Genomic DNA, 19,846 nt, shown 5'->3' on the forward strand with positions numbered 1-19,846 from the left:
TCTCTGCAGATGATCGCGCCGCGCCTCCTCGCCTTGTACGATGGACCCGCTGTGATCCGGCCATCACCGGGGAGCTCTCGGCAGAACGCGTCGACCGGCCCGTCAGGGCACGAGGCGTCAGTAGACCCGAGCGGGGCAGGCCCGTCACAGCCGCAGCAGAGCGGTCGCCCGCAGGGGCGGCAAGCGGGGTGGTACCGCGCCGACCGAGAACCCTCGGCAGGCGTCCTCGTGAACGGACATCCGCACCACCTGGAGTTCCCATGGCCTACCACCCGGTACCCGCATCGCCCCGATTCCCCGACGTCGAACAGGGGATCCTCGCGTTCTGGAAGGGCGACGACACCTTCCGCGAGTCGATCCGCGCCCGCGAGGGCTGCGACGAGTGGGTCTTCTACGACGGCCCGCCCTTCGCCAACGGGCTGCCTCACTACGGTCACCTCCTGACGGGCTACGCCAAAGACGTGTTCCCGAGGTACCAGACGATGCGCGGCAAGCAGGTGCACCGTCGCTTCGGCTGGGACACCCACGGTCTGCCCGCCGAGCTCGAGGCCATGAGGCAGCTCGGCATCACCGAGAAGCACGAGATCGACGACATGGGCATCGGCGCGTTCAACGCCGCCGCCCGCAGCTCGGTGCTGAAGTACACCGACGAGTGGCAGGGCTACGTGACCCGCCAGGCGCGCTGGGTCGACTTCGAGGACGACTACAAGACCCTCGACTCCACCTTCATGGAGAGCGTGATCTGGGCCTTCAAGCAGCTGCACGAGAAGTCTCTGGCCTACGAGGGCTTCCGGGTGCTGCCCTACTGCTGGCACGACCAGACGCCGCTGTCGAACCACGAGCTGCGGATGGACGACGACGTCTACAAGATGCGTCAAGACCAGACGGTCACGGTCTCGTTCCCCCTCGTCGGGGCGAAGGCCGAGGCGCTCGGGCTGACCGGCGTCGAGGCGCTCGCCTGGACGACGACCCCCTGGACCCTCCCGACGAACATGGCCCTCGCAGTCGGCCCGTCGATCGACTACGTGACCGTGCCCCACGCCCTGCTGCCCGGCGAGCGCACCGGCGACCAGCAGCTGCTCACCGGCAGCGTGTTCCTGCTCGCGGCGGACACCCTCGCCGCCTACTCGCGCGACCTCGGCTACGACTCGCCCGAGGCCGCCCAGGCAGCCGTCAGCGCCACGTTCGCCGGGGCCGAGCTCGAGGGCGTCGAGTACGACCGCATCTGGGACGTCTACGCCGACACCGAGACCTACGGCACCGAGAACGCCTGGCGCGTGCTCGTCGCCGACTACGTCGCGACCGGCGAGGGCACGGGCATCGTGCATCAGGCGCCCGCCTACGGCGAGGACGACCAGCAGGTCTGCGCCGCCGCCGGCATCCCCGTGCTGGTCTCCGTCGACGACGCGGGCCGGTTCCTGCCGCTGTTCGACGAGCTCGGCGTCGCGGGTCAGCAGGTCTTCGACGCGAACAAGACCCTCGTGCAGCGTCTCCGTGCCGACGGCCGCCTCGTCCGTCTCGCGAGCTACGAGCACAGCTACCCGCACTGCTGGCGCTGCCGCAACCCGCTCATCTACAAGGCCGTGTCGAGCTGGTTCGTGCGCGTGACCGAGTTCCGCGACCGCATGAGCGAGCTCAACCAGCAGATCACCTGGGTGCCCGAGAACGTCAAGGACGGTCAGTTCGGCAAGTGGGTCGGCGGCGCCCGCGACTGGTCGATCTCGCGCAACCGCTACTGGGGCTCGCCCATCCCGGTCTGGAAGAGCGACGACCCGGCCCACCCCCGGGTCGACGTCTACGGCTCGTTCGCCGAGCTCGAAGCCGACTTCGGTCGTCTGCCGCTCAACGAGCAGGGCGAGCCCGATCTGCACCGCCCCTACATCGACGACCTCACCCGGCCGAACCCCGACGACCCCACCGGTCAGAGCACGATGCGGCGCATCGACGACGTCTTCGACGTCTGGTTCGACTCGGGCTCGATGCCCTTCGCTCAGGTGCACTACCCGTTCGAGAATCAGAGCTGGTTCGAGACGCACGCCCCGGCCGACTTCGTGGTCGAGTACATCGGCCAGACGCGCGGCTGGTTCTACGTGATGCACGCGCTGTCGACGGCGCTCTTCGACCGGCCCGCCTTCTCGAAGGTCATCAGCCACGGCATCGTGCTCGGCTCCGACGGTCAGAAGATGTCGAAGAGCCTCCGCAACTACCCCGACGTCAACGAGGTCTTCGATCGCGACGGCGCCGACGCCATGCGGTGGTTCCTGATGTCGAGCTCGGTGATCCGCGGCGGCAATCTCGTCGTGACCGAAGAGGGCATCCGCGAGGGCGTCCGGCAGTTCCTCCTCCCGCTCTGGAGCACCTACTACTTCTTCACCCTCTACGCGAACGCGGCCGACGCCGACGGTTCAGGAGGCGCGGGTCGCCACGTCGCCGACGGCTACGTCGCGAAGTGGCGCACCGATTCGAGCGACGTGCTCGACCGCTACCTGCTGGCGAAGACGCGCCTCCTCGTCACCGACGTCGAGCGGCACCTCGACGCGCTCGACTCGCCTCTCGCGGCGGCGGCGCTCCGCGACTTCGCCGACGTGCTGACCAACTGGTACGTGCGCCGCTCGCGCGACCGCTTCTGGTCGGGCGACGACCACGACGCGTTCGACACGCTGTACACCGTGCTCGAGACGGTCACCCGGGTGGCCGCGCCCCTGGCCCCGCTGGTCGCGGAGGAGATCTGGAAGGGTCTCACGGGGGGTCGCAGCGTGCACCTGACCGACTGGCCCGACGCGTCGGCGTTCCCGGCCGACGACGCCCTGGTCGAGGCCATGGACTCCGTGCGCGAGATCGCCTCGTCGGGTCTCGCTCTCCGCAAGTCGACCGGTCTGCGGGTGCGTCTGCCCCTCGCGCGTCTCACGGTGGTCGCACCCGACCCGGCCGCCCTCGAGCCGTTCGCGTCGATCCTCCGGGACGAGCTGAACGTCAAGTCGGTCGTGCTCACGCCCCTGACCGAAGAGAGCCTCGGCGACTACGGCGTGACCCGCAAGCTGACGGTCAACGCCCGCGCCGCGGGCCCCCGCATCGGCAAGCAGGTGCAGCAGGTCATTCCGGCCGCCAAGAAGGGCGACTGGCAGCCCGTCGGCGAGAACGTCGTCGTGGGCGGCATCGAACTGCTGCCGGGCGAGTTCACGCTCGAGCTGGCGGTCGCCGACGCGGCCGCGGCCATCGGCTTCGTCGGCGACGGCGGCTTCGTGCTGCTCGACACCGCGACGACGCCCGAGCTCGAAGCGGAGGGGCTCGCCCGCGACGTCGTCCGCGCCGTGCAGCAGGCCCGGAAGAACACCGGGCTCGACGTGAGCGACCGCGTGGTGACGACCCTGGGCGTCGACGACGCCGGGGCCGACGCCGTCGAGACCCATCGCGACCTGATCCAGGCCGAGACACTGACCACCGAGCTCGTGATCGACCGACGGAGCGACCTCGCCGACCGCGTCGACGCCGTCGCCGTCGGCGCGGGCTCGGCCGTGACCGTGGAGGTGCGACGCGCATGACCCCGAAGAAGAGCAAGAACCCCGAGCCCGCCGACGACGGCGGCGAGTTCGCCGCCGAGGCGGCGCGCGTCCACGACGAGCTGCTCGCGCGGGTCGGCGAGCAGGCGCCCGAGCCCCGGCTCGGTGCGACCCGCCGGGCCGCCGAGCTGCTCGGCGACCCGCAGCGCGCCTACCCGGTGATCCACATCACGGGCACGAACGGCAAGACGTCGACCTCGCGGATGATCGAGAGCATCCTCCGCTCGTACGGTCTGCGAACCGGCCTGCTGACCAGCCCGCACCTCGTCCGGCTGAACGAGCGCATCATGATCGACGGCGAGCCGATCAGCGACGAGCGGCTCGTCGCCAACTGGGACGACATCCAGCCCTATCTCGCCATGGTCGACGCCGAGCTCGGCGCCGCCGGCGACCAGGCCCTGACGTTCTTCGAGGCGCTCACGGTGCTCGCCTTCGCCTGCTTCGCCGACGCGCCGGCCGACGTCGTCGTGCTCGAGGTGGGCATGGGCGGCGAGTGGGACAGCACGAACGTGGCGGACGGCCAGGTGGCCGTCTTCACGCCCATCGCGCTCGACCACCAGAACCGGCTCGGCTCGACGGTCGAGGCCATCGCCCGCACCAAGTCGGGCATCGTCAAGCCCTCCGCGTCGGTGGTCAGCGCCTCGCAGGTGCCCGAGGCCCTGGCCGAGCTCGAGCGCGCGGTCGAACTGACCGAGTCGACCCTGGCCGTCGAGGGCGTCGGCTTCGGCGTCGAGTCGACGACCGTGGCTGTCGGCGGGCAGGTCGTGTCGATCCGCGGTCTCGCGGGGCGGTACCCCGACCTCGTGCTGCCGCTCTTCGGCGACCACCAGGCTCAGAACGCCGCCGTCGCCGTCGCGGCGGTCGAGTCGTTCCTCGGCAGCGGCAGCCAGGCGCTCGACCTCGACGTGCTCTCCGACGGGCTCGCCCAGGTGACCTCGCCGGGTCGACTGCAGATCGTCGCCAACGATCCGACCATCCTCGTCGACGCGGCTCACAACCCCCATGGCGCCCGAGCCCTCGCCAAGGCGATCGAGGCGTACTTCCCGTTCGGTCGCGTCGTCGCCGTCCTCGCCGTGCTGACCGACAAAGACGCCACCGGCATCATCCGGGCGCTGTCGGGCACGGTGCAGCAGTTCGTCGTCACCCAGTCCGACTCCGACCGGTCCGTCCCCGCCGACGAGCTCGCGGCCGTCGCCGTCAAGGTCGTCGGCGCCGATCGGGTCGTCGTCGAGACCGACCTCGCGGCCGCTCTCCGCACCGCGCGCGACCTCGCCGACGAGACCGAGGGCGACCGCCCCGGCGGTGTCGTCGTCACGGGGTCCATCACCCTGGTCGGAGACGTCCTCGCGCTCGCGCAGGGCCCGGAGGGGCTCTCATGACCACGGTGCCGCCTCCCGACGAGGGCGCCGCCGCCCCGGGTCGCGCCCGCCGCCGACGCGGTGCGGCCGAGAGCCTGCTCTCGATCGTGCTGGTGCTCGAGGCCATGTCGATGTTCTTCGTCATGCTCGTGGTCAACGGCCGTGATCTGCTGCCCACGGGCGTCGCCTTCGGCGGCGGCCTGGCCGCCATCGTCGTCATGCTGCTCGTCTCACGCGTGCTGCGCCACCGCTGGGGCATCGCGCTCGGCTGGATCGTGCAGGCGGGTCTCATCGCCTGCGGGCTGCTCGACCCGGTCATGTACGTCGTCGCGGGCGTGTTCGTCGCCCTGTGGACGTACTGCCTGGTGAAGGGCACGCAGCTCGACCGGCTGAACGCGGCGCGCTACGGCGACCCCGCCGGGCCGGCCTGACCCGCGCCTCCTCGGCCCTGACCCCTCGGTCGCGACCCAGCGACCCGACCCCCTCGACTTCCCCCGTCCCCGACATGAAGGAGCACCTGTGACCGCCCTCGAAGAAACCCTCGTCCTCGTCAAGCCCGACGGCGTGGCCCGCGGCCTGACCGGCGAGATCCTCCGCCGCATCGAGGCGAAGGGCTACGCCCTCGTCGACATCCGTCTCGTGCAGGCCGATCGCGACCTGCTCGCCGCCCACTACGAGGAGCACGTCGGCAAGCCGTTCTACGAGCCCCTCGTCGAGTTCATGCAGAGCGGACCCACCGTCGCGATCCGCGTCGCCGGCAACTCGGTCATCGCCGGCTTCCGCTCGCTGGCGGGCACCACCGACCCGACCACCGCGGCACCCGGCACGATCCGCGGCGACCTCGGCCGCGACTGGGGCCTCAAGGTGCAGCAGAACCTCGTGCACGGCAGCGACTCGACCGAGTCGGCCGCGCGCGAGCTGGCGCTCTGGTTCTGACGACCCCGAGAGCGCACCGAGCGTGAACGGACGGGCCCGCGCCTCCTGATCGAGGAGGCGCGGGCCCGTCGTCCGTGCCGGGCGCGGTCGTCAGGGGGTCGGGGTGGCCGTCGACTCCGTGCCGCCGCTCGAGGTGTCCGCCGTGGAGGCGCCGCTCGCGACCTCGGCGACGAACTGCGCGAAGACGGTCGGGTCGGTCAGCGACCCGCCGTACTTCTGGCCGTTGACCAGGATGGTCGGGGTGCCCGTCACCTTCGCCTCGTCGGAGTTCGGCAGCGGGTCGTTCAGCGCCCGCTCGGTCGCCGAGGCGACCCAGTCGTCGAACTCGCCGCCGGTGATGCAGCCGGCGATGCCCGGGTCGTCGGCTCCGGCCCCCTCGACCAGCGACACCAGCTCGGCGTCGGTCAGCCCGCTGGTGTTCTCGGCGGGCTGCTGCGCGAAGAGGGCCGTGTTGACGTCGAGCGCGGCGTCGGGGTCGTAGTTCGCGACGCAGGCGAACGCGTTGGCCGACCGGGTCGAGTACTTCGTGCCGAGCGAGGCGTTGTCGAGGAACCCCAGGGGGTGGATCTCGAGGTCGACGTCGCCCTGCGACACCCAGGTCGAGAGCTGCTCGGCGTTGGCGGTGTCGAACTGCCCGCAGTAGGGGCACAGGTAGTCGAGGTAGACGACGATGCTCGGCTTCTCGGCCGTGCCCGCCGTCGAGGCGACGGGCTCGGCGTCGGCCGCGAGCGCGTCGGTGGTGGCGGCCGAGACGCTCGTGCCGTCGCCCGAGAGGACGAGGCCGTCGCTCGCCATGTTGAGCGGGCCGGGACCGGCGGGTGCGAGCGACCGGGTGATCACCAGGGCGATGACGCCGATGACGGCGAGGACCCCGACGACCAGACCGCCCTGGGCGAACCACTTGTTGCGACGGCGGCGCCTCGCCTCGGTCTCGCGGGTGATCCGCGCCTTCTCGCGCGCGGCGTCACGGCGCTCGCGCTTGGTGTCTCCGGTGCCGGGTGACGGCGTCATCGCTCCTCGATTCTCGTTCGGGTACCGGCGAGTCTCGCTCGCGCGTCGAAGAGGAGGCTGAGAGCGGCGCGGGTCAGAAGAGCGTCGACAGCAGCAGGGGGAACTGCACCACGATCACCGTCGCGACGACGATGTAGTTCAGGGCGGGCAGCACCCACGAGTACGGCAGGAGGCGCGCTGCGGCCCTCTGGACGCCGCTGCCCGTCGGAGCGGTGACGCCACGGGCCAGGCCCCACACCGTCGTGATCCAGAAGAGCGGGATGGTCACCGACCAGACGAGCATGCACCAGGGGCAGAGCGCGCCGATGACGAAGACCGTCTGGGTGAAGAGCCAGGTGATGAAGACCCAGGCCAGGAACGTGCCGGCCGTGAAGGCGATCCAGAACCAGCGGAAGAACCGCGCACCGGCGAGCAGGGCGACGCCGACCGCGATCGGGGCGACGAAGCCGATCAGGCCGATGATCGGGTTGGGGAACCCGAACAGGGAGGCCTGGGCGCTCTCGATGACGGGGGAGCAGCCGACGAAGGGGTTGACGTCGCAGCCGAGCGCCTCGGTCGGGTTCTCGAGCAGGCGGAACTTGTCGAGGGTCAGGGCGAAGGCGCCCATCAGCCCGACGACGCCTGCGACGATCAGCAGGACGGCCGTCACGACGGGCGTCCGGCCGGTGGGGAGGGTGCGCGGTGGGGTCTGCGAGGTCGTCACACCGGGAATCATTCCACGCTCCGATGGGTGGTCACGGGCTGAGCATGCGATAATCGCTTCAGTCGCAGGGTGACAGCCTCGCGATCGAGACTTGCCGGGCCGTGTCGACCCCGCGATCCCCTCCGGGGTGATCGCACGGGTGCGACGGAAACCGGGCCGGGGCGCAGTCGCCCCTCGTCGGATGGCCAGTTCCGAACAGCAACGAAGAACCGCACGACGACGAACGACACGACGGCCGCGATCGCAGAGACGATCGGCCCCGTGACCGAACGCCGCGTGACCGACACCGCGCGTCGTGAGAGGACGCGGTGACCGGGGCAGGCGCAGGGCGCCGCCCGATCACGACACGAGACCACCCGCCGACGGCTTGACCTCGGCGGGGCGAGGAGCGCACCACCCGTGGTGAACAACAGAGACGACACCAGCAACGAGACCGGTCCGAAGAAGCGACGGGGCCTGTTCAGCGGGCTCCGCGCCCGGCAGGCGGCCGCACCGGTGGAGCGACGCGCCCTGGCGGCCTCGCCGCCCGCCGCCGACAGCACCCTCCGGACCACCCGACGAGACGACGCCCAGGAGGCATCAGCCGTGACCAACGAGAACGAGGTCCCGGTGCAGCCGGCGACCACCCAGCCCGAGAACACGACCGACACCCCGATCGAGTCGCTGGTCGACCCGACCGCGGTCGACGACCCCACCGAGACCACCCCGGTCGAGCGGGCCGACGCGGCCGTCGCCGCGGCGGAGGCGGTGCGCCAGAGCGAGGAGGCCCCGTCGTCGCCCATCCCGGCGCAGCTGACGACGACCAGCCTGATCTTCCACGCCCCCGAGATCGTGCCGCTGCCGGCACGACCCGGTCGGCGTCGGTCCGATCGCGACGACGACGGCTACGACGGCTACGACGACGCGGACGAGTCCGACGACGACGGGTACGACGGCGACGACGAGCCGCAGCAGCCGAGTTCGCGCCGCCGGTCGCGTGGCCGCTCGCACGACCGCGAGGAGCGCGACTCCGAGCCGCGTCAGCAGTCCGACCGCGCCCCGCGCGAGCGTCCGCAGCGCCAGGCCGAGCTCATCACCGAGCCGCAGCGCATCAAGGGCTCGACCCGTCTCGAGGCCAAGAAGCAGCGTCGCCGCGACGGTCGCGACGCCGGCCGCCGCCGCACGGTGATCACCGAGGCCGAGTTCCTCGCCCGTCGCGAGTCCGTCGACCGCAAGATGATCGTCCGCTCGTCGGGCGACCGCATCGAGATCGGCGTGATGGAAGACGGCACGCTCGCCGAGCACTACGTCGCCAAGGCGCAGAACGTGTCGCTGATCGGCAACGTCTACCTCGGGCGCGTGCAGAACGTGCTCCCCTCGATGGAGGCCGCGTTCGTCGACATCGGGCGCGGGCGCAACGCCGTGCTCTACTCCGGCGAGGTCGACTGGGACAGCCTCTCGAACGGCAACCAGCCCCGCCGCATCGAGCTGGCCCTCAAGCCCGGCGACCGCGTGCTCGTCCAGGTCACCAAAGACCCGGTGGGTCACAAGGGCGCCCGCCTCACCAGCCAGATCTCGCTGCCCGGTCGCTACCTGGTCTACGTGCCCAACGGCTCGATGAACGGCATCAGCCGCAAGCTGCCCGACACCGAGCGCGCCCGCCTGAAGAAGATCCTCAAAGAGGCCCTGCCGGAGAACACCGGCGTCATCGTGCGCACCGCCGCCGAGGGCGCCACCGAAGAGCAGCTGACCCTCGACGTCAAGCGCCTGCTCAACCAGTGGGCCGACATCGAGAAGAAGGTCGAGGTCGGCAACGCGCCGAACCAGCTGCACTCCGAGCCCGACCTGCTGATCAAGATCGTCCGCGACGTCTTCAACGAGGACTTCCACGAGATGGTCATCGACGGCGACGAGGCGTTCGACACCCTGCAGTCGTACCTCGCGGCGGTCGCGCCCGACCTGATGGACCGCGTCAAGCGCTACGAGGGCGAGAAGGACGCCTTCGACGAGTACCGCCTCAACGAGCAGATCGAGAAGGCGCTCGACCGCAAGGTCTGGCTGCCCTCCGGCGGCTCGCTCGTCATCGACCGCACCGAGGCCATGACCGTCGTCGACGTCAACACCGGCAAGTTCGTGGGCTCGGGCGGCAACCTCGAAGAGACGGTCACGAAGAACAACCTCGAGGCGGCCGAAGAGATCGTCCGCCAGCTGCGTCTGCGCGACATCGGCGGGATCATCGTCGTCGACTTCATCGACATGGTGCTCGAGTCGAACCGCGACCTCGTGCTGCGTCGACTGGTCGAGTGCCTGAGCCGCGACCGCACGAAGCACCAGGTGGCCGAGGTCACCTCGCTGGGTCTCGTCCAGATGACGCGCAAGAAGCTGGGCCTCGGTCTGGCCGAGTCGTTCTCCGAGGCCGGCAGCGCCGCTCGCGTCCAGGAGCAGCAGCCGCAGGGTCGGGGCAAGAACGACCAGCAGCGTCGCCGAGGAGGCGCGGGGCAGCCCGCCAAGTCGGGCGGCGCCGCTCAGAACCAGGGCAACGGCAGCGCCGCGGGTCGTGGCGGCTCGGCTGCGCCGGCCGCGTCCGGGCCCTCGACGGGGACCCACGCCATCACCGAGGACGTCAAGAACGCCCTGTCGCGCATCGCGGCGTCGACCATCGCCCACGCCGAGGACGGCGACCGCAGCACCGACTCCGCGACGGAGGCGGCTGCGGCCGTCGAGGCCGCGATCGACGCAGCGGCCTCCGCGGCGGGCACGCCGCCGGCCGGCGACGAGTCATCCGCCGACGACTCGTCGACCTCGGGCGACGAGCCGAAGCGCGGTCGAGGCGCCCGCAAGGGTCGACGCGGCGGACGCGCGTCGTCCCGCGACGAGGCGACGACCTCCGAGTCGTCCGCCGCCTCGCCCGACGAGGCCGCTACCGACGCCGGCTCGTCGCCGATCGTCGAGGTCGACAGCACCGTCCGCGCCACGGTCGTGGCGCCGCCCGCCACGGCGACCGAGCCCGAGGCCCCCGCCGCCGACAAGGTCGAGCGCAGCACCGAGCCCCGCCGGTCGCGGGCCACGGTGTCGACGCCCGACGCGACCGTCGCGATCCTCGACATCCCGGTCGCGACGACCCGACGCGAGCCGCGTCGGATCAGCAAGGACGACGCCGAGCAGCTGCTCGACTCCGTCCTCGGCGCGCTGCCCGAGCCGAAGCAGCCCGGCCAGGGGCGTGGCCGCTCGCGCCGCGCCTCCAGCTCGGGCACGGCACCGGCGTCGGCGCCGACCGCCGCGCCGACCGAGTCGGGCCCGTTCATCCTCGGAGTGGGTGTCAGCTCCGACGACCTCTGAGTCGTCTAGGGTGTCTGCGTGACTCCGACCCAGCCCGGAACCCCGACCGCCAGGTCGAGGTTCCGGGCTGTCGTCGTCTCGACCCGCAGCGCCGACGGTCGCGAGTCGTTCCTCATCGCCGCGGCCGCGCTCGGCGTTCTGCTCGTCGTCCGTTTCGCGCTGGGTCTGCTCGCCCTCGTCGGGTCGGCCATCGGCTTCTCCGCGACGGCCTTCCCGAGCGGTTTCGCGGCGACCCCCGTCGGGCAGTTCCTCGGCGGCTTCGTCCTCTACCCGTTCCCGTTCTACCTGGCCGCCTTCGCCGTCCTCGTGCTCGTGCGGCCGATCAGGGCGCGCGACGGCCTCGACGTCGTGCTGCGCAGCACGATCGTCGCCGGTCTCGCCGGCACGGCCGCGCTCATCCTGGTGGGCGTCGTGCCGGGCGTGGCGCTCTCGCAGGAGGGCGGCACCTGGGTCAATCTGGCCCTGTACCTGACGACCATCCCGCTGTCGGCGGGCGTGGTCGACACGGCGGTTCTCGTGCTCGGCGGGGTGCTGGCCCGGTCGTGGCTGCGTGGGGGAGACCCCGCATCCCCGACGCACGATGGCGAGGGCGACGCCCTCGCGACCGACCACGAGACGGACGTCGACGCCGATCGATCGGCGGCCGCTCCTGCCGAGCCGGCCCTGCCCGTCGACGGGTCCGCACCGGGGTGGGCCGTCCCGGCCGCGCCCACCGCGCCTCCTTCGTCCGACGACTGGACGCGCTACGCGCCTCCGCCCGCCCGTGACGAGTCCGGCCGGTGACGGCGCCTCTCCGCGAACGCCATCTCGTCGACCACACGGTCGACGGTCCGGTCCGTCGTCGCCGCTCGCCACGCAGTCGTCTGCTCGCCGTCGGCGCGGTCGTCGCGCTCGTCCTCGTCGCCGTCCGCCTGGTCACACCGGCCCTCGGCCCGGGCCTCCTGCCGAACACCCTGCAGGACTTCGTCACGCTCACGATCTCGGTCATCGTCGAGTCGATGCCGTTCGTGCTGCTCGGCATCGTGCTGTCGATCGTCGTGCAGGTCTGGCTGCCTCAGGCGTTCTTCACGTCGTGGCTGCCGAAGCGTCCGCTGCCGCGTCGGGCGGTCATCTCGTTCCTCGGCATGTTCCTGCCCGTCTGCGAATGCGGCAACGTGCCCCTGGCCCGCGGTCTCGTGCTCAAGGGCTTCACGGTGTCCGAGTCGATGACCTTCCTCCTCGCGGCGCCGATCCTCAACCCGATCACGATCATCACCACCCACCAGGCCTTCGGCTGGGACGGCGGGATCCTCGTCGCACGTCTCGTCGGCGGTTTCGTGATCGCGAACCTGATCGGATGGCTGTTCAGCAAGCACCCCGATCCCGAGAGCCTCCTGACCTCGTCGTTCGCCGCCGAGTGCGCCGTCGCCGACGACCACGGCCACGGGGTGAGCCGCCTGTCGCAGAGCGTCGACCTGTTCCGTCGCGAGATGTCGACCATGATGCCGGCGCTCTTCATCGGGGCGGCGATCGCGGGGGCCATCCAGACGGCGGTGCCGCGCTCGGTGCTCGTCACCCTCGGCAGCAACCCCGTCTGGTCGGTGCTGGCGATGATGCTGCTGGCCTTCGTGATCTCGATCTGCTCCAACGTCGACGCCTTCTTCGTCCTGCCCTTCGCCTCGACCTTCATGCCGGGCGGCATCGCCGCGTTCCTCGTCTTCGGGCCGATCATCGACGTCAAGATGCTCGCACTGCTGCGGACGACCTACCGGCCCCGCGTCCTGGCCCAATTGACCCTCGTGGTGGCGCTCACCAGCGCCGCCATCGGACTGGTGGTGAACTTCCTTGCGTGATCGACTCCCGTCCCTGCGACGCTCTCCGGCTCGTCTGGCCGACCGATGGCAGGGCGTGCTCCTCACCCTCGTCGTGGGCGTCGCGACCCTGTGGCTCGCGGCCACGGGGCAGCTCATCCTGTACATCCACCCCCGGTACGTCGTCTTCACGGTCATCATGATCGCGATCGGCATGGTGCTGTCGATCGGCGTGCTCGCGCTCGCCCCCGCCCGGGGCGACGACGACCACGATCACCACCACCCGGGTGATCACGACCACGACGACGATCCCGCGGCCGCCCTGCGCCCCCGTCGGCCACGGCGTGGTCGCGCCGCGGCCCGCGGCATCGCCGTCGGCGCCGGTGCGCTCGTGACGATCGTCATGGCCGTCGCCCTCGTCGCCCTGCCCCCGGCGACGCTCACCAGCGCCACGGCCGGGCAGCGCGACGTGAACTCGTCGACCGCCGCGCTCGACGGGACCAGCGTCGACGACGCGACGGGCGCCTCCGACGAGACCTACGCGTCGTTCTCGATCCTCGACTGGGCCGGTCTGCTGCGGCAGACCACCGATCTCTCGTTCTACCAGGGCAAGACCGCCGACCTGGTCGGCTTCGTCGTGCCGTCGGGCGACGACCCCGACGTGTTCTACGTGTCGCGGTTCATCATCACCTGCTGCGCCGTCGACGCGCAGCCCGTGGGCGTGCCCGTGTACCTCCCCGACTGGCGCGAGCAGGTCGACGCCGACGACTGGATCGACGTCTCCGGCGGATTCCAGGCGAACCGGAGCGGCGCGACCGACGACCCGATCGCCCTCGTGCCCGACCAACTCGAGAAGGTCGGCCAACCGCGTGACCCCTACCTCTACTGACCGCTGGTCGGCGGAGCGCGAGCGGGCCCACGACGAGGGCGCCGGTCTCGACCAGGCCGACCTCTCGCGACGGCAGGGGCGTCGATTCGTCGCCGTCGTGATCGTGCTCGCGGTCGTCTGCACGATCTTCGGCGTCCTGACCCACCTGCAGGGTCCGAAGCTGACCGAGACGCAGATCGACGAGACCGCCGTGGTCGCGCAGTCGGGTCAGCAGCTGCGCCTGTTCGCCAACCAGGTGCTGGCCCACGTCGACGCCGACCAGGTCGAGGTGTCTCCGGCCGCGCCGCACACCGTCTCGACCTCGGGCGACGTCATCGCCGTGCAGTTCACCGACCGGCTGAGATACGGCACCGAGTACACCGTGACGGTCGACGGGGTCTCGAGCGTCTACCAGGCCCAGCCGTCCACCCTGACGACGACCTTCAGCACCGCGGCGGCCGAGACCTACCGCATCGTCCACGGTGCCGACGGCGCCGACGATCGCATCGAGCGGGCCCCGCTGACCGGCGGCGCCGATCGCACCGTCGTCTATCAGGCCGCGCGCATCCAGGCCTTCGAGGTCTTCGACACGGCGGTCGCGGTGGTGACCGACGACGGCGCCACCTCGACGCTCAGCCTGGTCTCGCCCGACGGGGTGGCGGTGGAGACCCTTCCGCTGCCCGACGGCCCGGGGCTGATCACCCGCTTCGGCGCGGACGCCGCCTCCACGACCATCGCCTTCTCGTGGCGGCCGCAGGGCTCCGAGACCGACACCCTGTACACGCTGCCCCTCCAGGGCCAGCGCGCCGTGACCGCGGTGCAGTCCATCGCCGGCGAGCCCATCACCGTGCTCGACTGGTTCTTCGTGCCGGGACGGGCCACGGTCGTGGTCCAGTCGGCGGACGAGACCGTCGCGGCGTTCGATCTGACCGGCGCCGCGCCTCCTCGGCCCTACGGCACCTTCGTCTCGCTGCAGGGCGTCGCGCTCGACGGCGGCACCTTCGTGGCGGCGACGGCGCTTCAGTCATCGCGGGTCGACCTCGACACGGGCGAGCAGACGCCGATCCCGTTCTCGGCGGTCGAGGGCGGCACGCCGTTCCGCGGCGAGCTCGTCGCCGTGGGCGAGACGACCTACGTGCAGCAGGTCGCGGTCCCGGCCGCTGACGGGAGCTCGTATCGCAACCTCGTGGTCGTCGACGACCTGAAGGAGGCGCGGACCCTGTACGAGCCGTCGGCCGTCGGGACGACCATCGAGGGCTTCTCCGTCTCGCCCAACGGGCAGTACCTCGCGGTCGAGACGGCCGAGGCGACGGCCGAGACCGACTTCAGCTACACCATCGATCCCGTGCCGACCACGGTGACGACGACCATCGTCGACGTCTCGACGGGCGGCGTGGTCGCGAGCTTCGCGGGGCACTCCACCGCCTGGTGACCGGGTCGGTCGGGCCGTCGGGCCCTCAGCCGGTCAGACCCCTCTTGACCCGCTGGGACACGCGCAGCCCGCTGCGCTCGAGGCGCCGGGTGAGCTCGAGACCGCTGATCGGATGGGCGCCCGCCTCGATCAGGTCGGCGCAGCGCGAGAGGGGGACGTCGTAGTGATCGTGATCGAAACCGCGCCGGGGGATGCCGTTGGCTGCGGCGAAGCGGTGCAGCTCGTCGTACGACTCGTCGCTGACGAGGTGGGCCCAGACGGTGTCGTGGGCCGGCCACACGGGGTCGTCGATCAAGATGGTCACAGGCTCACGGTAGTCCGCATGCGTTGACGGCGGCCGAAGCCGACGTGTAATCTAAGCGGTTGGTACGCATCGGCCCACGACCACGTCGTCGGCCCTCCGCGACGAACGGCCGCCGGGCTCAGGCTCCGCCGTCCGCCACCGCACGAACCGTGCGACGAGGCGGCCCCTCGTACATCCCCTGAGACATTAAGGAACACACATGGTCTACGCAGTCGTGCGCGCCGGTGGTCGGCAAGAGAAGGTCGAGGTCGGCACGATCGTCACCCTCGATCGACTGAAGGCCGACACCGGCGACAGCATCACCCTCGCCCCGGTCCTCCACGTCGACGGCGACACGATCCTCTCGACCGCCGACGCCCTGTCGAAGATCACGGTGACCGCCGAGGTCCTCGGCGATCTGCGCGGCCCGAAGATCGTCATCCAGAACTACAAGAACAAGACCGGGTACAAGCGCCGCATGGGCTTCCGTGCCGACCTCACCCGCGTCAAGATCACCTCGATCAAGTAAGGGGCCAGGCAGATGGCACACAAGAAGGGCGCATCGTCCACCCGTAACGGCCGCGACTCGAACGCCCAGCGCCTCGGCGTCAAGCGCTTCGGCGGCCAGGTCGTCCTCGCCGGCGAGATCATCGTCCGCCAGCGCGGCACCCACTTCCACCCCGGCGCCAACGTCGGCCGCGGCGGCGACGACACCCTCTTCGCCCTCGCACCCGGCTCCGTCGAGTTCGGCAACAAGGGCGGCCGCAAGGTCGTCAACATCGTCGCCGGCGCCTGAGCCTCCTCCGCGAGGCGCGGCACCAGCTGCGACACACCGTATGGGCGAGCGTTGCTCGCCCATACGTGTTCGACCCGGGAGTCCATCCCCGGCCCCCGAGAACTGAAATGACTGCACACCCATGGCCACATTCGTCGACCACGTCACCCTGCACCTCCGCGCCGGCAACGGCGGCAACGGCTGCGTCTCCGTCAAGCGCGAGAAGTTCAAACCCCTCGCCGGCCCCGACGGCGGCAACGGCGGGCACGGCGGCGACATCGTGCTGGTCAGCGACACCGGCGTCACGACGCTGCTCGGCTTCCACCGCGCGCCGCACCGTTCGAGCGAGAACGGCGGCTTCGGCATGGGCGACCACCGCAGCGGCACGAACGGCGAGCTGCTCGAGCTGACCGTGCCGGTCGGCACGGTGGTCAAGTCCGAAGACGGCACCGAGCTGATCGACATGGTCGAGCCCGGCATGCGCTTCGTCGCCGCGCAGGGCGGCATCGGCGGCCTCGGCAACGCGGCGCTGTCGTCGACCAAGCGCAAGGCCCCCGGCTTCGCGCTGCTCGGCACGCCCGGCTGGCAGGGCGACGTGCTGCTCGAGCTCAAGGTCGTGGCCGACATCGCGCTGGTGGGCTATCCGTCGGCCGGCAAGTCGAGCCTCGTGGCCGCGCTCTCGGCGGCGAAGCCCAAGATCGCCGACTACCCGTTCACGACGCTGCACCCGAACCTCGGCGTGGTCGAGTCGGGCGAGACGCGCTACACCGTCGCCGACGTCCCCGGTCTCATCGAGGGCGCGAGCGAGGGCAAGGGGCTCGGTCTCGAGTTCCTCCGCCACGTCGAGCGCTGCTCGGCCCTGCTGCACGTGCTCGACTGCGCGACCCTCGACCCCGGCCGCGACCCGCTGACCGACCTCGAGATCATCCTCGGCGAGCTCGAGGCCTACCCGGTGCCCGAGGGGCAGCTGCCCCTGCTCGAGCGTCCGCAGCTGATCGCACTCAACAAGGTCGACGTCCCCGACGGCCGCGAGCTCGCCGACTTCGTCACCCCCGAGCTCGAGGCCCGCGGCTACAAGGTCTTCGAGATCTCGGCGGTGAGCCACGAGGGTCTGCGCAACCTGTCGTTCGCGCTGGCCGAGGTGGTCGAGACCAGCCGAGCCGAGATCGCCGCCCGACCCGCGCCTCCTCGGCTCGTCATGCGCCCGCGCGCCGTCAACGAGAAGCCGTTCGTCATCCGGGTCGAGGGCGGCACGTACGGCAACGTCTACCGCATCCTGGGCGAGAAGCCGCAGCGCTGGGTGGTGCAGACGGACTTCAACAACGAGGAGGCCGTCGGCTACCTCGCCGACCGGCTCAACACCATCGGCGTCGAGGACGCCCTGTTCAAGGCCGGCGCCCAGGCCGGTTCGACGGTGGTCATCGGACCCGAGGGCGGAATCGTCTTCGACTGGGAGCCGACCCTCACGTCGACCGCCGAGCTGATGACCAGCGCGCGCGGCACCGACCCGCGTCTGATCAAGAACGACCGCCCGACCCGCAACCAGCGTCGCGAAGAGTACTTCGAGCGGATGGACGCCAAGGCCGAGGCCCGCGCCGAGCTGCAGCGCGAGCGCGCCTCGGGCATCTGGACGGACGACGAGGGCTTCCTCGTGAAAGAGGGCGACGACAAGTCATGAGCGACACGGCGTCGTCGGCGACCCGCCGCGAGGGCCCCCGGGTGACCGACCGGGCCGGCATCGCGTCGGCGCGGCGCATCGTCGTCAAGGTCGGCTCGTCGTCGATCAGCGGTGACAACGCGGGTCAGATCGAGCCGCTCGTCGACGCCCTCGCGGCCGCCTACGGGCAGGGCGCGGAGATCGTGCTCGTCTCGTCGGGGGCCATCGCGACGGGCATGCCGCATCTGCGGCTCGACTCGCGACCGACCGATCTCGCGACCCAGCAGGCCGCGGCCGCCGTCGGGCAGAACGTCTTGATCTACCGCTACCAGCAGAGCCTCCGGCGGTACTCGATCGTCGCCGGTCAGGTGCTGCTGACGGCCGGCGACATCCAGAACCCGACCCACCGGAGCAACGCCCAGCGGGCGATGTCGCGCCTGCTCGACCTGCGCATCCTGCCGATCGTCAACGAGAACGACACCGTCGCCACTCAGGAGATCCGCTTCGGCGACAACGACCGCCTCGCGGCCCTCGTCTCGAAGCTGATCGCCGCCGACGCCCTCGTGCTGCTGAGCGACGTCGACGCGCTCTACACCCGACCGCCGCACGAGCCCGGAGCGGTCAAGATCACCGACGTGCCCTTCGGCGATCAGCTGACCGGCGTGACCTTCGGAGACGTGGGCGCCGCGGGCGTCGGCACAGGCGGTGCGGGCACCAAGGTGGCGGCTGCGCGCTACGCCGCCGAGGCGGGCACCCCGGTGCTGGTGACCTCGACGGCGAACGTCTCGCGGGCGCTGTCGGGCGACGACGTCGGCACGTTCTTCGAGGCTGCGAAACCGTAAGATCAGGGGCATGTCGCCCTCCGAAGTCGTCGCCCCCGCGTTCGTCGACAAGCTGACCGCGGCCCGGTCCGCATCCGGCGTGCTGGCCACGGCGACGGCCGACGCGAAGAACGCGGCCCTCCGGGCCATCGCCCATGCGCTCGTGGCCGCCGAGCCGCGCATCGTCGCCGCGAACGCCCTCGACCTCGAGGCGGCCGCCGAGGCCGGTCTGTCGGACTCGCTGCGTGATCGTCTCCGCCTCGACGGCGATCGCCTCGGGGCACTCGCCGCGGCCACCGAGCTCGTCGCGACCCTCGTCGACCCGATCGGCGAGACCGTGCGCGGGCGCGTGCTGCCGAACGGCCTCCGGCTCGACCAGGTCCGCGTCCCGTTCGGGGTCGTCGGCGCCATCTACGAGGCCCGGCCGAACGTCACCGTCGACATCGCCGCTCTCGCGCTGAAGAGCGGCAACGCGGCGGTCCTCCGGGGCGGCAGCGCGGCGCTGCACACGAACGCGGCCCTCGTCGAGATCGTGCAGGAGGCGCTGGTTGGGTCGGGCCTCCCCGCCGACTCGGTCGTCACCGTCGACGAGTTCGGACGCGACGGCGCCGGCTGGCTGATGACGGCGCGCGGCCTGGTCGACGTGCTCGTCCCGCGGGGGAGCGCGCAGCTGATCACCACGGTGGTCGAACGCTCGACGGTGCCCGTGATCGAGACCGGGGCCGGCGTGGTTCACGTGTTCCTCGACGAGACGGCCGACGCCGCCATGAGCATCGACATCGTGCTCGACGCGAAGACGAGCCGACCGAGCGTCTGCAACGCCCTCGAGACCCTGCTCGTGCACGAGTCCGCCGCCGAGCGGCTGCTGCCGTCGATCGTCGCCGCCCTGCACGAGGCCGGCGTCACCGTGCACGGCGACGAGCGGACCCTCGGGCTCGTCGCGGGCGTCGTGCCCGCGACCGACGACGACTGGGCGGCCGAGTACATGAGCCTCGACCTCGCCGTCGCCGTCGTCGCGGACCTCGACGCGGCCATGGCGCACATCGACCGCTGGTCGACGCGTCACACCGAGAGCATCGTCACCAACGACCACGCCAACGCCGAGAGGTTCCTGGCCGAGGTCGACAGCGCGGTGGTGATGGTCAACGCCTCGACGCGGTTCACCGACGGCGGCGAGTTCGGCTTCGGCGCCGAGGTGGGCATCTCGACCCAGAAGCTGCACGCCAGAGGGCCGATGGGACTCGGCGAGCTGACCAGCACCAAATGGATCGTGCGCGGCAGCGGCCAGGTGCGCGGCTAGACTGTCCCGGATCGTCCTCTCGAAACGGAGTACC

General features: G+C 71.1%; 17 protein-coding genes. 14 read left to right on the top strand and 3 right to left on the bottom strand.

The window, feature by feature from the left end; translation table 11 throughout:
- Window positions 1-260 precede the first annotated feature (260 nt).
- The 4 genes from ileS to ndk all read left to right on the top strand — a co-directional run bounded on the left by ileS (window position 261) and on the right by ndk (window position 5,854).
- Entirely contained in the window at window positions 261-3,542 is a 3,282-nt protein-coding gene (gene ileS / locus ACZZY9_RS13985) for an isoleucine--tRNA ligase (RefSeq protein ID WP_463464530.1), read from the top strand.
- Window positions 3,539-4,939 carry a bifunctional folylpolyglutamate synthase/dihydrofolate synthase gene (locus tag ACZZY9_RS13990; protein ID WP_463464531.1) on the top strand — a complete coding sequence of 467 codons (1,401 nt, stop codon included), beginning with the start codon at window positions 3,539-3,541 and terminating at the stop codon, window positions 4,937-4,939. The genes ileS and ACZZY9_RS13990 overlap by 4 nt, the downstream gene beginning before the upstream one ends.
- Window positions 4,936-5,349: a DUF4233 domain-containing protein gene (locus ACZZY9_RS13995; protein ID WP_463464532.1), complete on the top strand. Its 414-nt coding sequence runs from the start codon at window positions 4,936-4,938 to the stop codon at window positions 5,347-5,349. The genes ACZZY9_RS13990 and ACZZY9_RS13995 overlap by 4 nt, the downstream gene beginning before the upstream one ends.
- An 88-nt stretch (window positions 5,350-5,437) precedes the next feature.
- Window positions 5,438-5,854 (top strand): nucleoside-diphosphate kinase, encoded by a 417-nt coding sequence (gene ndk, locus ACZZY9_RS14000; RefSeq protein ID WP_463464533.1) that lies wholly within the window; start codon window positions 5,438-5,440, stop codon window positions 5,852-5,854.
- Between the two features lie 90 nt (window positions 5,855-5,944).
- On the opposite strand, the gene ACZZY9_RS14005 is transcribed toward ndk, so the two are convergent.
- Window positions 5,945-6,865 (bottom strand): DsbA family protein, encoded by a 921-nt coding sequence (locus ACZZY9_RS14005; protein ID WP_463464534.1) that lies wholly within the window; start codon window positions 6,863-6,865, stop codon window positions 5,945-5,947.
- Window positions 6,866-6,938: 73 nt separating this feature from the next.
- Window positions 6,939-7,568 carry a vitamin K epoxide reductase family protein gene (locus tag ACZZY9_RS14010; RefSeq protein WP_463464535.1) on the bottom strand — a complete coding sequence of 210 codons (630 nt, stop codon included), beginning with the start codon at window positions 7,566-7,568 and terminating at the stop codon, window positions 6,939-6,941.
- Window positions 7,569-7,967: 399 nt separating this feature from the next.
- Between ACZZY9_RS14010 and ACZZY9_RS14015 the strand changes: the two genes are divergently transcribed.
- The 5 genes from ACZZY9_RS14015 (at window position 7,968) to ACZZY9_RS14035 (ending at window position 14,976) form a co-directional block, all read left to right on the top strand.
- Window positions 7,968-10,886, top strand: coding sequence for an Rne/Rng family ribonuclease (locus tag ACZZY9_RS14015; RefSeq protein WP_463464536.1), 2,919 nt, complete (start codon window positions 7,968-7,970; stop codon window positions 10,884-10,886).
- A gap of 18 nt (window positions 10,887-10,904) precedes the next feature.
- Window positions 10,905-11,669, top strand: coding sequence for a hypothetical protein (locus ACZZY9_RS14020; RefSeq protein ID WP_463464537.1), 765 nt, complete (start codon window positions 10,905-10,907; stop codon window positions 11,667-11,669).
- Between the two features lie 80 nt (window positions 11,670-11,749).
- Window positions 11,750-12,718 (top strand): permease, encoded by a 969-nt coding sequence (locus tag ACZZY9_RS14025; RefSeq protein WP_463464687.1) that lies wholly within the window; start codon window positions 11,750-11,752, stop codon window positions 12,716-12,718.
- A gap of 55 nt (window positions 12,719-12,773) precedes the next feature.
- The gene (locus tag ACZZY9_RS14030) at window positions 12,774-13,565 is read left to right on the top strand and encodes a TIGR03943 family putative permease subunit (RefSeq protein ID WP_463464538.1); all 792 of its coding nucleotides are present in this window, start codon (window positions 12,774-12,776) and stop codon (window positions 13,563-13,565) included.
- Window positions 13,546-14,976: a WD40 repeat domain-containing protein gene (locus ACZZY9_RS14035; protein ID WP_463464539.1), complete on the top strand. Its 1,431-nt coding sequence runs from the start codon at window positions 13,546-13,548 to the stop codon at window positions 14,974-14,976. Before ACZZY9_RS14030 ends, ACZZY9_RS14035 begins: the two co-directional genes overlap by 20 nt.
- 25 nt (window positions 14,977-15,001) lie before the next feature.
- Here ACZZY9_RS14035 and ACZZY9_RS14040 read toward each other — a convergent pair whose 3' ends face one another.
- Window positions 15,002-15,280: a DUF4031 domain-containing protein gene (locus ACZZY9_RS14040; RefSeq protein WP_463464540.1), complete on the bottom strand. Its 279-nt coding sequence runs from the start codon at window positions 15,278-15,280 to the stop codon at window positions 15,002-15,004.
- A 199-nt stretch (window positions 15,281-15,479) separates the two neighbouring features.
- Here ACZZY9_RS14040 and rplU point away from each other — a divergent pair, with 199 nt between their 5' ends.
- The 5 genes from rplU to ACZZY9_RS14065 all read left to right on the top strand — a co-directional run bounded on the left by rplU (window position 15,480) and on the right by ACZZY9_RS14065 (window position 19,812).
- Window positions 15,480-15,788, top strand: a complete 309-nt coding sequence (rplU, locus tag ACZZY9_RS14045; protein WP_192060015.1) for a 50S ribosomal protein L21 — start codon at window positions 15,480-15,482, stop codon at window positions 15,786-15,788.
- A 12-nt stretch (window positions 15,789-15,800) separates the two neighbouring features.
- Window positions 15,801-16,055, top strand: coding sequence for a 50S ribosomal protein L27 (gene rpmA, locus ACZZY9_RS14050; RefSeq protein WP_243215165.1), 255 nt, complete (start codon window positions 15,801-15,803; stop codon window positions 16,053-16,055).
- Between the two features lie 121 nt (window positions 16,056-16,176).
- Window positions 16,177-17,712 (top strand): GTPase ObgE, encoded by a 1,536-nt coding sequence (obgE, locus tag ACZZY9_RS14055; protein WP_463464541.1) that lies wholly within the window; start codon window positions 16,177-16,179, stop codon window positions 17,710-17,712.
- Window positions 17,709-18,533 (top strand): glutamate 5-kinase, encoded by an 825-nt coding sequence (proB, locus tag ACZZY9_RS14060; protein ID WP_463464542.1) that lies wholly within the window; start codon window positions 17,709-17,711, stop codon window positions 18,531-18,533. Before obgE ends, proB begins: the two co-directional genes overlap by 4 nt.
- Window positions 18,534-18,543: 10 nt before the next feature.
- A complete protein-coding gene (locus tag ACZZY9_RS14065) occupies window positions 18,544-19,812 on the top strand; it encodes a glutamate-5-semialdehyde dehydrogenase (RefSeq protein WP_463464543.1) in 1,269 nt (422 codons plus the stop codon).
- Window positions 19,813-19,846 lie beyond the last annotated feature (34 nt).

The sequence above is a fragment of the Frigoribacterium sp. AC394 genome, assembly GCF_979258095.1.

Coding starts and splice junctions, on each gene's coding strand:
- ileS (WP_463464530.1), top strand. CDS start 261: ATGGCCTACCACCCGGTACCCGCATCGCCCCGATTCCCCGACGTCGAA.
- ACZZY9_RS13990 (WP_463464531.1), top strand. CDS start 3,539: ATGACCCCGAAGAAGAGCAAGAACCCCGAGCCCGCCGACGACGGCGGC.
- ACZZY9_RS13995 (WP_463464532.1), top strand. CDS start 4,936: ATGACCACGGTGCCGCCTCCCGACGAGGGCGCCGCCGCCCCGGGTCGC.
- ACZZY9_RS14005 (WP_463464534.1), bottom strand. CDS start 6,865: ATGACGCCGTCACCCGGCACCGGAGACACCAAGCGCGAGCGCCGTGAC.
- rplU (WP_192060015.1), top strand. CDS start 15,480: ATGGTCTACGCAGTCGTGCGCGCCGGTGGTCGGCAAGAGAAGGTCGAG.
- rpmA (WP_243215165.1), top strand. CDS start 15,801: ATGGCACACAAGAAGGGCGCATCGTCCACCCGTAACGGCCGCGACTCG.
- obgE (WP_463464541.1), top strand. CDS start 16,177: ATGGCCACATTCGTCGACCACGTCACCCTGCACCTCCGCGCCGGCAAC.
- proB (WP_463464542.1), top strand. CDS start 17,709: ATGAGCGACACGGCGTCGTCGGCGACCCGCCGCGAGGGCCCCCGGGTG.
- ACZZY9_RS14065 (WP_463464543.1), top strand. CDS start 18,544: ATGTCGCCCTCCGAAGTCGTCGCCCCCGCGTTCGTCGACAAGCTGACC.